General features: G+C 64.7%; 11 protein-coding genes. 6 read left to right on the top strand and 5 right to left on the bottom strand.

Annotation, left to right across the window (positions count from 1 at the left end; translation table 11 throughout):
* Positions 1 to 39 precede the first annotated feature (39 nt).
* Positions 40 to 744 (top strand): DnaA regulatory inactivator Hda, encoded by a 705-nt coding sequence (gene hda / locus NRG74_RS10490; RefSeq protein ID WP_064306685.1) that lies wholly within the window; start codon positions 40 to 42, stop codon positions 742 to 744.
* A gap of 15 nt (positions 745 to 759) precedes the next feature.
* On the opposite strand, the gene wrbA is transcribed toward hda, so the two are convergent.
* Both wrbA and arsC read right to left on the bottom strand, forming a co-directional pair.
* Entirely contained in the window at positions 760 to 1,359 is a 600-nt protein-coding gene (gene wrbA / locus NRG74_RS10485) for an NAD(P)H:quinone oxidoreductase (RefSeq protein WP_017638944.1), read from the bottom strand.
* The gene (arsC, locus tag NRG74_RS10480; protein WP_257706459.1) at positions 1,356 to 1,709 is read right to left on the bottom strand and encodes an arsenate reductase (glutaredoxin); all 354 of its coding nucleotides are present in this window, start codon (positions 1,707 to 1,709) and stop codon (positions 1,356 to 1,358) included. Before arsC ends, wrbA begins: the two co-directional genes overlap by 4 nt.
* A 91-nt stretch (positions 1,710 to 1,800) precedes the next feature.
* On the opposite strand from arsC, the gene NRG74_RS10475 reads away from it, so the two are divergent.
* Entirely contained in the window at positions 1,801 to 3,051 is a 1,251-nt protein-coding gene (locus NRG74_RS10475; protein ID WP_068385230.1) for a YihY family inner membrane protein, read from the top strand.
* Positions 3,051 to 3,335 carry an acylphosphatase gene (locus NRG74_RS10470; RefSeq protein WP_437181187.1) on the top strand — a complete coding sequence of 95 codons (285 nt, stop codon included), beginning with the start codon at positions 3,051 to 3,053 and terminating at the stop codon, positions 3,333 to 3,335. Before NRG74_RS10475 ends, NRG74_RS10470 begins: the two co-directional genes overlap by 1 nt.
* A 16-nt stretch (positions 3,336 to 3,351) precedes the next feature.
* On the opposite strand, the gene NRG74_RS10465 is transcribed toward NRG74_RS10470, so the two are convergent.
* Together NRG74_RS10465 and NRG74_RS10460 are read right to left on the bottom strand one after the other, a co-directional pair.
* Positions 3,352 to 5,058 (bottom strand): proline--tRNA ligase, encoded by a 1,707-nt coding sequence (locus NRG74_RS10465; protein WP_160922833.1) that lies wholly within the window; start codon positions 5,056 to 5,058, stop codon positions 3,352 to 3,354.
* A 154-nt stretch (positions 5,059 to 5,212) separates the two neighbouring features.
* Positions 5,213 to 6,529 (bottom strand): OprD family porin, encoded by a 1,317-nt coding sequence (locus NRG74_RS10460; RefSeq protein WP_173146694.1) that lies wholly within the window; start codon positions 6,527 to 6,529, stop codon positions 5,213 to 5,215.
* 368 nt (positions 6,530 to 6,897) lie between these two features.
* On the opposite strand from NRG74_RS10460, the gene NRG74_RS10455 reads away from it, so the two are divergent.
* From NRG74_RS10455 to NRG74_RS10445, 3 genes are all read left to right on the top strand, one after another.
* Positions 6,898 to 7,314, top strand: coding sequence for an HIT domain-containing protein (locus tag NRG74_RS10455; RefSeq protein ID WP_160922835.1), 417 nt, complete (start codon positions 6,898 to 6,900; stop codon positions 7,312 to 7,314).
* A complete protein-coding gene (locus tag NRG74_RS10450; RefSeq protein ID WP_017638936.1) occupies positions 7,311 to 7,520 on the top strand; it encodes a SlyX family protein in 210 nt (69 codons plus the stop codon). Before NRG74_RS10455 ends, NRG74_RS10450 begins: the two co-directional genes overlap by 4 nt.
* A 192-nt stretch (positions 7,521 to 7,712) precedes the next feature.
* A complete protein-coding gene (locus NRG74_RS10445; protein ID WP_257706457.1) occupies positions 7,713 to 12,560 on the top strand; it encodes an NAD-glutamate dehydrogenase in 4,848 nt (1,615 codons plus the stop codon).
* A gap of 106 nt (positions 12,561 to 12,666) precedes the next feature.
* Here NRG74_RS10445 and NRG74_RS10440 read toward each other — a convergent pair whose 3' ends face one another.
* A complete protein-coding gene (locus tag NRG74_RS10440) occupies positions 12,667 to 13,692 on the bottom strand; it encodes an alpha/beta fold hydrolase (protein WP_257706456.1) in 1,026 nt (341 codons plus the stop codon).
* Positions 13,693 to 13,742: the final 50 nt, after the last annotated feature.

The following is a 13,742-nucleotide window of genomic DNA, read 5'->3' as shown; positions in this document are numbered from 1 at the left end:
GGCGCCCTCGCGAAACTGCCAAGAGCCGTTCGAGCTGGCATGATGCCTTTACAGCTGCCCCTGGGCATTCGTCTGCGTGACGACGCCACCTTCGTCAATTACTATCCTGGCGCCAATGCCGCGGCGCTCGGCTATGTCGAGCGTCTCTGCGATGCGGATGCCGGCTGGACGGAAAGTCTGATCTATCTCTGGGGTGGCGCCGGCGCCGGTCGCAGTCATCTGATGCAGGCGGCCTGCCACCGCCTGGAGGAACTGGGCGAGCGGGCCATCTACCTGCCCATGGGTGAACTGGCCGACTATGGCGTGGAGTTGTTCGACAACCTCGAACAGTGCGAGCTGGTCTGCCTCGACGATCTCGACGCCCTGGCCGGGCAACGACGCTGGGAAGAGGCGCTCTTCCATCTGTTCAATCGCCTGCGCGATGCCGGCAAGCGGCTACTGATCTCCAGCACCGCGGCGCCACGGCAGTTGCCGGTGCAACTTGCCGATCTGAAATCGCGCCTGACCCTGGCGCTGGTCTTCCAGCTGCGACCCCTGTCCGACGAAGACAAGCTGCGTGCCCTGCAGCTGCGCGCCTCTCGGCGCGGCCTGCACCTGACCGACGAGGTCGGCCGCTTCATCCTTTCGCGCAACACCCGCAGCATGGACGCCCTGTTCGACATGCTCGAACGCCTGGATCAGGCCTCGCTGCAGGCGCGACGCAAGCTCACCATTCCCTTCGTCAAGGAAATCATGGGCTGGTAGCCGTGCCGGCTACCGCTACTTTTGCAGGCGCCCCGCCAGGGTCGCCAGGCGCTTGCCCAGGGCCCGGCACAGCGCCGTTTCCTGCTCGTCCAGTGCGCGCTTGCCATCCGCCCCGGCGAAATGACTCGGCCCATAGGGCGTACCGCCACCCTTGGTTTCCAGCAGGGCGCTCTCGCTGTAGGGCAGGCCGGTGATGAGCATGCCGTGGTGCAGGAGTGGCAGGGCCATGGACAGCAGGGTGCTCTCCTGGCCGCCGTGCAGGCTGGCGGTGGAGGTGAAGACGCCGGCAGGCTTGTCCACCAGGGCGCCGGTCAGCCAGAGGCTGTTGGTGCCATCCAGGAAATACTTCATGGCGGCGGCCATGTTGCCGTAGCGCGTCGGACTGCCCAGGGCGAGCGCGGCGCAGTCGCGCAGGTCGTCTAGGGTGGCGTAGACCGCGCCCTGCTCGGGCACGGCCGGGGCGACCGCGGCACACTCGGCGGAGACCGCCGGCACGGTGCGCAGGCGCGCGGCCATGCCGCCCATCTCCACCCCGCGGGCGACCTGGCGAGCCATCTCGGCGGTGGCGCCATGGCGGCTGTAGTAGAGCACCAGGACATAGGCTTCGGGGGTCATTGCAGGATCTCCAGGACACGCTCGGGGGGACGACCGACGACGGCGCGTGAGCCGCGCACGGCGATGGGTCTCTCGATCAGCTTGGGGTGGGCAGCCATGGCCGCGATCAGGGTGTCTTCGTCCAGCGTCGGATCGGCGAGGTTCAATTCGCGATAGATCTCCTCGCCGGTACGCAGCAACTGGCGCGCCTCCAGGCCCAGCTTGGCGAGCAGTGCGCGCAGGGTCGCGGCGTCCGGCGGCGTGTCCAGGTAGGGCACCACCGACACGGCTAGCTCGCGGCTTTGCAGCAGCTCAAGCGCCGCCCGCGATTTCGAGCAGCGCGGATTGTGATAGAGGACGATTTCACTCATGGGCTGATCCATAGAAGGTAAGATGGCCATTGTAGCGGGTTGGCGAGGACTGCCGCGCCAGCCCTTGACCGTGCCTTTCGAGGAACCGCCAATGCCGGCCCGCTTGCGTGAACTGCTGTCCTTCGTTCGCTACCTCGCCGACCGCTTCATCGAAGACCGCGCGCCCAACAATGCCGCGGCCCTGACCTATACCACCCTGTTCGCCGTGGTCCCGGTAATGACCGTGACCTTCGCCATGCTCTCGGCGATACCCGCCTTCCAGGGCACGGAAGTGCAGATCCAGGCCTTTATCTTCCGCAATTTCGTGCCCTCCACCGGGGCGACCCTGGAAGAATACCTGCGCAACTTCATCGAGCAGGCGCGGCACCTGACCTGGCTAGGCGTGGCCCTGCTGGCGGTGACGTCCTTCTTCATGCTGGTGACGGTGGAAAAGACCTTCAACGACATCTGGCGGGTACGCATTCCGCGGCGTGGGGTCTCCAGCTTCCTGCTCTACTGGGCGGTGCTCAGCCTGGGCCCCCTGCTGCTGGGCGCCGGCTTCGCCATGAGCACCTATCTGGCCTCGGTGGCCCTGGTCTTTGGCTCCTACGGGATGTCCGGCGCCCAGATGCTGCTCAAGGTCACGCCGCTGCTGTTCAGCATTGCCGCCTTCACCCTGATGTATGCCGCCGTGCCCAACACCCGGGTACCCCTACGCCATGCGCTGATCGGCGGTGCCCTGACCGGGGTGCTGTTCGAGGCGGCCAAGAGTCTGTTCGGTCTCTATGTCTTCTATTTCCCCGGTTACCAGCTGATCTATGGCGCCTTCGCCACGGTGCCGCTGTTCCTGGTGTGGATCTATGTCTGCTGGCTGATCGTGCTGCTGGGGGCGGAGGTGGTCTGCAGCCTGTCCACCACCCACCACTGGCGCCGCGCGCCGCTGCCGGCCTTTTTCATCCTGCTCGCCGTGCTGCGCGCCTTTCTGGAGCGTCAGCAAAGCGGTTCCAGTCTGCACCTGGGGCGCTTGCACCAGGCGGGCTGGAAGCTACCGGAGCACGAATGGCATGCGGTGCTGGCCTTCCTGCAGCAGGAGCGCCTGGTCTGCCAGAACGACAGCGGTCACTGGGTGCTCTGCCGCGATCTGCATGGCTATGCGCTGCTTGACCTGCTGGATCGCGCGCCCTGGGCGCCGCCCGCGCCGGATTGCTGGCCGCCCGCCGAACGCTTTCCCGGTGACTGGTATCCGCAGCTGCAGGAGGCCTTCACCCGACTGCAGGCGCAGCGTCATGAACTGCTGGCTGGGAGCGTGGCTCACTGGCTCAAGGTCGCGCCAGTGCTGGAAGAGCGGGGAGCCTCGCGATGATGGACAGAGCGGCGCGTCACGGCCTGGTCAGTGGCCACGTTCAGGGTGTCTACTATCGCGAGAGCACGCGGCAGGAGGCGCAGCGGCTGGGCGTCACGGGCTGGGTGCGGAATCTGGCCGATGGCCGGGTGGAGTGCCATCTGGAAGGCCCGGCCGAGGCGCTCGCCAGACTGGAAGCGTGGCTCTGGCAGGGACCGGCAGCGTCGCGGGTGACCGGGGTGGAGCTGGAGGAGGTGGCCTGCGCAGGCTTCACCGACTTCCAGGTCAGGCGCACGGACGCCTGACCTGGAACGGTAGCCCTCAGCGGGCCTTGAGGAAGCCGACGATCTCGGCCAGGGCGACGTTCTGGCTGTCGCTGTCGGTACGGCCCTTGTACTCGACCAGGCCTTCATTGAGGCCGCGCTCACCCACCACCAGACGATGGGGGATGCCGATCAGCTCCATGTCGGCGAACTTCACGCCAGGGCTGGTTTTCTTGTCGCGGTCGTCCAGCAGCACGTCGAAGCCGGCCGCCTTGAGGTCGGCATAGAGGCGATCGGTGGCTTCCTTGACCGCGGCGTTCTCGTACTTCATCGGCACCAGGGCGATCTGGAAGGGCGCCAGGGCAGCCGGCCAGCGGATGCCGCGCTCGTCGTGGTTCTGCTCGATGGCGGCGGCGACCACGCGGGATACCCCGATGCCGTAGCAGCCCATGGTCAGCAGGGTAGGCTTGCCTTCCTCGCCCAGGACCGACAGCTTCATGGCCTCACTGTACTTGGTGCCCAGCTGGAAGATATGACCCACTTCGATGCCGCGCTTGATCACCAGGGTACCTTGGCCATCCGGACTCGGATCGCCGGCCACCACGTTGCGCAGGTCGGCGACCTGGGGCAGCGGCAGATCGCGCTCCCAGTTGACGCCGAAGTAGTGCTTGTCTTCCTGGTTGGCGCCGATGCCGAAGTCGCTCATCAGGGCGACCGAGCGATCGACGACGCAGGGAATCGACAGATTCATCGGGCCCAGGGAGCCGGGGCTGGCGCCAATGGCGGCACGGATCTCGGGCTCGGTGGCGAACACCAGGGGGCTGGCGACCTCCGGCAGGTTGGCTGCCTTGATCTCATTGAGTTCGTGATCGCCACGCACCACCAGGGCGACCAGCTTGCCTTCCTCGGCGCCGCGAACCACCAGGGTCTTCACGGTCTTCTCGATGGCCAGACCGAATTTCTCCACCAGATCGGCGATGGTCTTGGTGTCGGGGGTATCGACCAGGCGCAATTCTTCGGTGGCGGCGCCACGCGCGGTTTCCCGCGGTAGGGCCTCGGCCTTCTCGATGTTGGCGGCGTAGTCGGAGCTGTCGCTGAAGGCGATGTCGTCTTCACCGGAGCCGGCCAGCACGTGGAATTCATGGGAGCCGCTGCCGCCGATGGAGCCGTTGTCGGCCTGCACCGGACGGAAATTCAGACCCAGACGAGTGAAGACATTGCAGTACGCCTGGTACATGGCGTCGTAGGTTTGCTGCAGCGACGCCTGGTTCAGGTGGAAGGAGTAGGCGTCCTTCATTACGAACTCGCGGCCGCGCATCAGGCCGAAACGCGGGCGGATCTCGTCGCGGAACTTGGTCTGGATCTGGTACAGGTTGATCGGCAGCTGCTTGTAGCTGTTCAGCTCGTTGCGCATCAGATCGGTGATGACTTCCTCATGGGTCGGGCCCACGCAGAAATCGCGCTGATGACGGTCCTTCAAACGCAGCAGCTCGGGGCCGTACTGCTCCCAGCGACCGGATTCCTGCCACAGCTCGGCGGGCTGGATCGCCGGCATCAGCACCTCCAGGGCGCCAGTGGCGTTCATTTCCTCACGCACCACGGCTTCCACCTTGCGCAGCACACGCAGGCCCAGTGGCAACCAGGTGTAGAGACCGGAGGCCAGCTTACGGATCATGCCGGCACGCAGCAGCAGCTGGTGGCTGATCACCACGGCATCGGAAGGGGTTTCTTTGAGGGTGGACAGCAGGAACTGACTGGTACGCATGGCTAGGCGGTCTGTCGGCATCGAGACGGGACCGGCATTGTACGGTGGGGTGGGGCAGGGCGTACAGGGACGCGGGCGGCGTCGACTGAGGGCCGGAAAAGAACAGCCCGGCGAATGCCGGGCTGCTGGATCGTGCGAGTAGGGCTGACCTCTATTAGAGGATGTTCAGCGGGTACTCGGTGATCAGACGGAACTCGTTGACGGTGCCGCCGGTGCTGGCGTCGCCACGGTGCCAGGCTTGACGGATACGGAAGGACAGGTCCTTGGCCGGGCCGCTCTGCAGGACGTATTTGGCTTCGACGTTGGTCTCGCGCTCTTTGTCGCCATCCTGGTAGCCAATGTTGGCGTATTGAGTGCTGGCCTTAGGTGCGTCGATGTCATGGCCGTAGATGTAACGGGCCATGAAGCTCAGGCCGGGTACGCCCAGGGTCGCCATGTTCAGGTCGTAGCGCGCCTGCCAGGACTTCTCGCCGGAGGCGTTGAAGTCGGAGTACTGGATGGAGTTGGCCAGGAAGATACTGTCGCCACCGTTGCCGGTGTTAGTACCCTTGCCACCCACGCCAACGTAGTCGAACGGCGCATCGCTGCTCACGCCCTGGTAGGCCAGGGTGAAGGTGTGGGCATCGATGCTGTAGGCAGCGGCCAGGGAGTAGGCGTTGTTGCTGAAGTCGCCCAGCTTGGCGCTGCCGGTGTCCTTGGTGTGGTAGTAGTTGAAGTCGAAGGTCAGGGCCTGGTTGGCACTCAGCGGCTGCACGAAATTGACGTTGGCGTAGTACTGGTTCCACAGATCTTCCAGACGGCCGTAGTACAGCGATGCATTCAGCTGATCGTTGATCTTGTACTTGCCACCCACGTAGTCGCCGGAACTGGAAGTAATGCCGGAAGCGTAGGTCGAGCCCAGGTTGCCGTCGTGGTAGGTGTTGGTGCGGTCACGGGCAGCGGTGATGTGGCCGGCTTCCAGGAACAGGTTCTCGATCTCTTCGCTGGTCAGCATGAAGCCGGTAGCGGTCTGCGGGAACAGGCGGCTGCCACCCACGGCGAAGACCGGGGAAGTGGGCTGCACGTTGCCGTACTTCAGGACGGTGTTGGACACGCGCAGTTTCACTGCGGCGCCCGCGGTGGAGTACTCGTCCTTGTTGCGGCCGTCGCTGTCGATCTGCAGGTTGCCGGAGCCGACGTGGCCGCGGCCGCCGTCCAGTTTCAGACCCAGGTAGCCGAAGGCGTCCACGCCGACACCCACGGTGCCTTGGGTGAAGCCCGATGCGTAGTTCATCAGGAAGCCATGACTCCAATCTTTACGATCGTTGGCGCCGTTCTTGAGATCCCGGTTGAAGTAGTAGTTACGGTTCAACAGGGTCAGCTTGCTGTCTTCGACAAAGCCCTTGGATTCGGACTGCTGGTCGGCGAAAGCCAGTTGAGTGGTCCCTGCGGCTACGGCCAGGGCGAGAATGCTCCACTTCATCGCTTGCATCAGAAATGCTCCTTTGGGTTGAAAGTCAGCCATCGTGTCAGCCGTGGCTGTTTGTTCTAATGGCGGCACATATAGCACCTCTCTTGGAGGGGCGATAGGCTTCATCAAAATTTTGCGTGTGATGAGCGTATTAACCAAGACTCTTAAGAAAATTCTTTAAGAGTTCCCTTCCGATCGTCGTACCCGGATCGTGATAGCAAAAAGCGTGCACAAAACGGCAATTCCTGTGCCCGCCTGTCTATCGCTCGGTTGTTCTCCAGGCAATGGGCAGTTTCGGAAGGACTGATTGCACCTTTGTGACACCAAAGGTTTCATTCACCCAAAGTCATGCACACTTTTAGTGCTGACCTGTGTTGGCAGGAGATGAGATGTTCCAAATCGATCCACGACTGGCGAGCGATTCCCTGGAAGTGGCGTCCTTGACGCTGTGCCAGGTGTTGCTGCTGAACGATCGCCGCTATGACTGGCTGGTGCTGGTACCCCGGCGCGAAGGTGTTACCGAGGTCCTCGATCTGTCACCCCAGGATCAGGTGCAACTGTGGCGAGAGGTGACACTTGTTGCCCAGGTGTTGCGTGGCGCTCAGCCAGCTCTAAAATTGAACATCGGTGCCCTGGGCAACATCGTCAGGCAATTGCACCTGCATGTTTTGCTGCGGCAGGAAGGTGACCCGGCCTGGCCCGGCCCGGTATGGGGGCACTCGCCACGTGAGCCCTATGGCGAAGCCGCCGGCCGCGCGGCCGCGCAGCGCTGGCAGGGGCTGCTCGAACAGGAGGCACAGGTATGACCCTCGAAGAACGTATCGCCGACCTGGAAATGCGCCAGGCGTTCCAGGACGACACCATCCAGACCCTCAACGACATCATCGTCGAGCAGCAGCGGACCCTGGATCGTTGCGCGGCGCAGATCCGCCTGCTGGCCGAACGCCAGGCGGAGTTGCAGAGCGCAGGGGGTGGCGGCATGCCGGACGAAGCCCCGCCGCCACACTATTGAGATCCGTTCCGCAGCTGAATCTTGTTGTCGCCCTGACGTACGTGCGCAGGCGGCTTTGCCGGCTACTCTAGCGGCACTGCATCCTTGCACTTTTTTGGTGCAGTCCGGCCTCGTCCCCTGTGGAACTCGCTCCGGGAGAGGCCTGTCCTCTGCGGAGCGAAGCCCACAGCACCTTCAGGACGGAGTACGGTTATGGCGTTTTTCACCGCTGCCAGCCAAGCGGATTTCCAACAACAACTTAAGAATGCCCTCGCGGCCCATGTCGAAGGGGATGCCCTCGAACAACTGGATCGCTTCACCGCCCAGTTCTTCGGCATCGTCCCGCTGGAAGAACTCACCCAACGTCGGCTGTCCGATCTGGTCGGCTGCGTGCTGTCGGCCTGGCGCCTGCTGGACGTCTTCGATCCGGCCGAGCCGCGGGTGCAGGTCTTCAATCCGGATTACGAGCGACACGGCTGGCAATCGAGCCACACTGTGGTCGAGGTACTGCACGCCGATTCGCCGTTCCTGGTGGACTCGGTGCGCATGGAACTCAATCGCCAGGGCTACAGTGTCCATACCCTGCAGAACAGCGTTCTCAGCGTCCGTCGAGATGCCCAGGGTCGTCTGCTCGAGCTGCTGCCTAAGGGCCAGCAGGGCGAAGGAGTGACCCGCGAAGCCCTGATGTTCCTTGAGATCGACCGCTGCGCGGCAACCAGCGAGTTGCGCGCCTTGGAGGCAGCGCTGCAGGAGATCCTCGGCGAGGTCCGCCTGACCGTGGGTGACTTCGCCGCCATGAAGGCCAAGGTCGGCGACCTGCTGACCTGGCTGGATCGGCGTCCGGCGGGCGTGGAGGAGGGGGAGCTGGCCGAGGTCAAGGCCTTCCTCGACTGGCTGCGCAACGACAGATTCACCTTCCTCGGCTACGAGGAATTCACCGTCGAAGGCGATGGCGAGACCGCGGTGCAACGCTATGTGCCCGACTCCCTGCTGGGGCTGTCGCGGCGGCTGCGCGGCCGTCCCGAGACGGCCGAGATCAGCCTGTCCGGTGATCCGCTGCGTTACCTGCGCGAGCCGGTGCTACTGTCCTTTGCCAAGGCGGCCGACCCGAGCCGGGTGCATCGTCCGGCCTATCCCGATTTCGTTTCCCTGCGCGAGGTGGACGCCAATGGCCGGGTGGTGCGCGAGCATCGCTTCATGGGGCTCTATACCTCCAGCGTCTACAACGACAGCGTGCGCGAGATCCCCTACATCCGCCGCAAGGTCGACGAGGTGCGCCGCCGCGCCGATTTCGACAGCAGCGCCCACCTGGGCAAGGAACTGGCGCAGGTGCTCGAAGGCCTGCCGCGGGACGATCTGTTCCAGACCCCGGTGGACGATCTCTTCAGCACCGCCATGGCCATCGTGCAGATCCAGGAACGCAGCAAGGTGCGCGTCTTCCTGCGCCGCGATCCCTATGGCCAGTTCTTCTATTGCCTGGCCTATGTGCCGCGCGACATCTACTCCACCGAAGTCCGCCAGCGCATGCAGCAGATCCTCATGGATCGCCTGCACGGCACCGACTGCGAATTCTGGACCTTCTTCTCCGAATCCGTGCTGGCGCGGGTGCAGTTCATCCTGCGCGTCGATCCCCTGCAGCCCCAGGATGTCGATCCGGCGCGCCTGGAGCAGGAGATGGTGCAGGCCTGCCGCAGCTGGAAGGACGATTTCGCCAGCCTGATGGTGGACAGCTTCGGCGAAGCCCAGGGCACCTCCATCCTGGCCGATTACCCGCTGGGCTTTCCGGCCGGCTACCGCGAGCGCTTCGCGCCGCACCTGGCCGTGGTGGACATGCGGCACCTGCTGGCCCTGAAGGACGATCGCCGTCTGGCCATGGGCTTCTACCAGCCGCTGACCCAGACCGGCGACAACATTCTGCACTGCAAGCTCTACCACGCCGACACGCCCCTGGCGCTGTCGGACGTCTTGCCGATCCTGGAAAATCTCGGCCTGCGCGTGCTCGGCGAATTCCCCTACGAGCTGCGTCATCGCAATGGCCGCCGCTACTGGATCCATGACTTCGCCTTCACCACCGTGGCCGGCCTCGAGCTGGATCTGCAGCAACTCAACGACACCTTCCAGGACGCCTTCGTCCAGGTGGTGGAAGGCCAGGCGGAAAACGACAGCTTCAATCGCCTGGTGCTGACCGCCGGGCTGCCCTGGCGCGACGTCGCGGTGCTGCGCGCCTATGCGCGCTATCTCAAGCAGATTCGCATCGGCTTCGACATCGGCTACATCGCCGCCACCCTCAACGCCCATGTCGATATCGCCCGGGAACTGGTGCGGCTGTTCCGCATGAAGTTCTATCTGGCGCGGCGCATGACCAGCGAAGACCTGGACGACAAGCAACAGCGGCTGGAGCAGGCCATCCTCAGCGCCCTCGACGACGTCGCGGTGCTCAACGAAGACCGCATCCTGCGGCGCTATCTGGACCTGATCAAGGCGACCCTGAGAACCAACGTCTTCCAGACCGATGCCGCCGGCAAACCCAAGGCCTACTTCAGCTTCAAGCTCGATCCCAAGGCCATTCCCGAGCTGCCGCGCCCGGTGCCGCGCTACGAGATCTTCGTCTACAGCCCGCGTGTGGAAGGGGTGCACCTCAGATTCGGCAACGTCGCCCGTGGCGGCCTGCGCTGGTCGGATCGCGAGGAAGACTACCGCACCGAGGTGCTGGGCCTGGTCAAGGCGCAGCAGGTCAAGAATTCGGTGATCGTGCCTGTGGGCGCCAAGGGTGGCTTCGTGCCGCGCCGGCTACCCACCGGTGGCTCCCGTGACGAGATCCAGGCCGAGGCCATCGCCTGCTACCGCATCTTCATCAGCGGTCTGCTGGACATCACCGACAATCTCAAGGATGGCGAGGTGGTGCCGCCGGCCGCGGTGGTGCGCTACGACGGCGACGATCCCTATCTGGTGGTGGCGGCCGACAAGGGCACCGCGACCTTCTCCGACATCGCCAACGGCATCGCCCAGGACTACGGTTTCTGGCTCGACGACGCCTTCGCCTCCGGTGGTTCGGCGGGCTATGACCACAAGAAGATGGGCATCACCTCGCGGGGTGCCTGGGTCAGCGTGCAGCGTCACTTCCGTGAGCGCGGCATCGATGTCCAGACCGATCCGGTCACCGTGGTGGGCATCGGCGACATGGCCGGCGACGTCTTCGGCAACGGCCTGCTGCGTTCGCGTAGCCTGGAGCTGGTGGCGGCCTTCAACCACCTGCACATCTTCATCGATCCCAACCCGGACGCCGAGCGCAGCTATGTCGAGCGCGAGCGGCTGTTCAATCTGCCGCGGTCGAGCTGGACCGACTATGACGCCAGTCTGATCTCCCAGGGCGGTGGCATCTTCCCGCGCAGTGCCAAGCGCATCGCCATCAGCCCCGAGATGAAGGCGCGCTTCGATCTGCAGGCCGATCACCTGACGCCCAACGAGCTGATCAACGCCCTGCTCAAGGCGCCGGTGGACCTGATCTGGAATGGCGGCATCGGCACCTACGTCAAGGCCAGCTTCGAAACCCACGCCGATATCGGCGACAAGGCCAACGACGGTCTGCGCGTGGACGGTTGCGACCTGCGTGCCAAGGTGATCGGCGAGGGTGGCAACCTGGGCATGAGCCAGCTGGCGCGGGTGGAATTCGGCCTGCACGGCGGCGCCTGCAACACCGACTTCATCGACAATGCCGGGGGCGTGGACTGCTCCGACCACGAGGTCAACATCAAGATCCTGCTGGGCGATGTGGTCTCCGCCGGCGACATGACCGTCAAGCAGCGCAATACGCTGATGGGCGAGATGACCGACGAGGTCGGCGAGCTGGTGGTCGCCAACAACTACATGCAGACCGGGGCCCTGTCCCTGGCGGAGTATCGCGCGCGGACCCACCTGGCCGAGTACCAACGGCTGATCGTGGATCTCGAAGGGCGCGGCAAGCTGGATCGTACCCTCGAATTCCTGCCCAGCGATGAGGTGCTCGCCGAACGCGCGGCCAAGGAACAGGGGCTGACCCGGGCCGAGCTGTCGGTGCTGATTTCCTACAGCAAGATCGACCTCAAGGAACAGTTGCTAGCCTCTTCGGTGCCGGATGATGACTACCTCGCCCGCGACATGCAAGGCGCCTTCCCGCAACGCCTGACCGAGCAGTTCCCCGAGGCCATGGCGCGCCACCGCCTCAAGCGCGAGATCGTCGCCAACCAGATCGCCAACGACCTGATCAACCACATGGGCATCACCTTCGTGCAGCGCCTGTGCGAATCCACCGGCATGAGCGCGGCCGATGTCGCCCGCGCCTATGTGGTGATGCGCGACGTGCTGCACCTGCCGCACTGGTGGCGTCAGGTGGAAGCCCTGGATCATCAGGTGCCGGCTGACCTGCAGCTGCGTCTGATGAGCGAACTGATGCGCCTGGGGCGCCGGGCCTCCCGCTGGTTCCTGCGCAGCCATCGCAGTGGTCTGGATGCCGGCGCCGTGGCGGCCTTCTTCGGGCCACGCATCGCCGCTCTGGGCGTACGCCTGGATGAACTGCTGCAGGGCGAACCGCGTCAGGACTGGGAAGAGCGCTTCCGCGCCTATACCGAAGCGGGCGTACCCGAGCTGCTGGCGCGCGTGGTCGCCGGGACCAACCACATCTATACGCTGCTGCCGGTGATCCAGGCGGCGGAGGTCACCGCCCAGGATCCGCTGGCGGTGGCGGCCACCTGGTTCGCGGCGGGCGATGTGCTGGATCTAGCCTGGTATCAGCAGCAACTCAACCAGCTGCCGGTGGCCAATGCCTGGCAGGCCCTGGCCCGCGAGGCGTTCCGCGACGAGGTGGATGTGCAGCAGCGTACCATCACCGTCGCCATGCTCAATCTGAGCGAGGCGCCGAGCGATCCGGAAGCCCGGTTGTCACTGTGGCTGGAACGCCATAGGGCGGCGGTGGAGCGCTGGCGGGGCCTGCTGGTGGATCTGCGCAATGCCAGCGGGCAGGACTATGCGATGTACAGCGTCGCCAGTCGTGAACTGGCGGATCTGGCCAGCAGCAGCGTCTGAGGCGAAGGGTACCCGCGACTGGATCTCGCGGGCGCCCTGATCCGACAGCGCCATGAAAAGGCGGCGTACCCTCGGGTGCGCCGCCTTTTTTACCGGCGGAAGCGGGTCAGGGTTTGGACGGCGCCGAGGGAGCCTTGAGGGTACTCAGCCCTTGCAGCAGTGCCTGGTGAAAGCGTTCCGGCGCCTGCATCTGGGGCGCATGGCCCAGATCCTCGAATTCCACCAGGGTCGCCTGGGGGATACGCCGCGCCGCCGCCTTGCCCAATTCGGGATAGCGGCCCAGCTGCGCCTTGAGCTCGGCTGGCGCGGCATCCTTGCCGATGGCCGTGGTGTCGCGCTGGCCGATCAGCAGCAGGGTGGGCATGCGCAATCGCGCGAATTCATAGACCACCGGCTGGCTGTAGATCATGTCGTAGATCAGTGCCGAGTTCCACGCCACCCGCTCCTTGCCCGGCCCGTTGTTGAGACCCGCGAGCATGTCGACCCAGCGGTCGTAGTCCGGCGACCACTGGCCGGCGTAATAGGTGCTGCGCTCGTAGTCCCGGATGCCATCGGCGGAGGTCTTGAGTTCCCGGGCGTACCACTGGTCGACGCTGCGATAGGGCACGCCCAGGGCCTTCCAGTCCTCCAGGCCGATGGGGTTGACCAGTACCAGCTGTTCGGTGGCCTCGGGATAGAGCAGCGCATAGCGGGTCGCCAGCATGCCGCCGGTCGAGTGACCGATCAGCGTCGCCCGGGCGATGCCCAGGTGGTCGAGCAGGGCGCGGGTATTGGCGGCGAGTTGCTGGAAGCTGTACTGATAGTGCGCCGGCTTGCTGGATTTGCAGAAACCGATCTGATCCGGGGCCACGATCCGATAGCCGGCAGCGCTCAGCACCTGGATGCTCTGTGCCCAGGTACCGGCACAGAAGTTCTTGCCGTGCAGCAGGACCAGGGTCCGGCCGTTCGGTTTTCCGCTCGGTGCGACATCGAGATAGGCCATCTCCAACGCTTGGCGCTGAGAGTCGAAGCTGAAGGTCTTGACCGGAAAGTCGTAGTCGAAGCCTTCGAGACGTTCGCCATAGACGGACTGCGCCTGAGTGAGTGGGCTCAGCAACAGGGTGGCCAGGGGGAGGGCGAGGCGCAGGGACATGGATGGATTCCTGGGGCTAAACCAGGTCCGACCAGACGCCAGGGGTGAAG

The organism is Pseudomonas oryzihabitans, from assembly GCF_024652905.1.
GTDB lineage: Bacteria > Pseudomonadota > Gammaproteobacteria > Pseudomonadales > Pseudomonadaceae > Chryseomonas > Chryseomonas benzopyrenica.
This window is presented reverse-complemented; position numbering and strand designations above follow the sequence as displayed.

Bases quoted from the DNA above. Each gene is read 5' to 3' on its own strand.
- hda (WP_064306685.1), top strand. From the start codon at position 40: ATGATGCCTTTACAGCTGCCCCTGGGCATTCGTCTGCGTGACGACGCC.
- wrbA (WP_017638944.1), bottom strand. From the start codon at position 1,359: ATGACCCCCGAAGCCTATGTCCTGGTGCTCTACTACAGCCGCCATGGC.
- arsC (WP_257706459.1), bottom strand. From the start codon at position 1,709: ATGAGTGAAATCGTCCTCTATCACAATCCGCGCTGCTCGAAATCGCGG.
- NRG74_RS10475 (WP_068385230.1), top strand. From the start codon at position 1,801: ATGCCGGCCCGCTTGCGTGAACTGCTGTCCTTCGTTCGCTACCTCGCC.
- NRG74_RS10470 (WP_437181187.1), top strand. From the start codon at position 3,051: ATGGACAGAGCGGCGCGTCACGGCCTGGTCAGTGGCCACGTTCAGGGT.
- NRG74_RS10465 (WP_160922833.1), bottom strand. From the start codon at position 5,058: ATGCGTACCAGTCAGTTCCTGCTGTCCACCCTCAAAGAAACCCCTTCC.
- NRG74_RS10460 (WP_173146694.1), bottom strand. From the start codon at position 6,529: ATGCAAGCGATGAAGTGGAGCATTCTCGCCCTGGCCGTAGCCGCAGGG.
- NRG74_RS10455 (WP_160922835.1), top strand. From the start codon at position 6,898: ATGTTCCAAATCGATCCACGACTGGCGAGCGATTCCCTGGAAGTGGCG.
- NRG74_RS10450 (WP_017638936.1), top strand. From the start codon at position 7,311: ATGACCCTCGAAGAACGTATCGCCGACCTGGAAATGCGCCAGGCGTTC.
- NRG74_RS10445 (WP_257706457.1), top strand. From the start codon at position 7,713: ATGGCGTTTTTCACCGCTGCCAGCCAAGCGGATTTCCAACAACAACTT.
- NRG74_RS10440 (WP_257706456.1), bottom strand. From the start codon at position 13,692: ATGTCCCTGCGCCTCGCCCTCCCCCTGGCCACCCTGTTGCTGAGCCCA.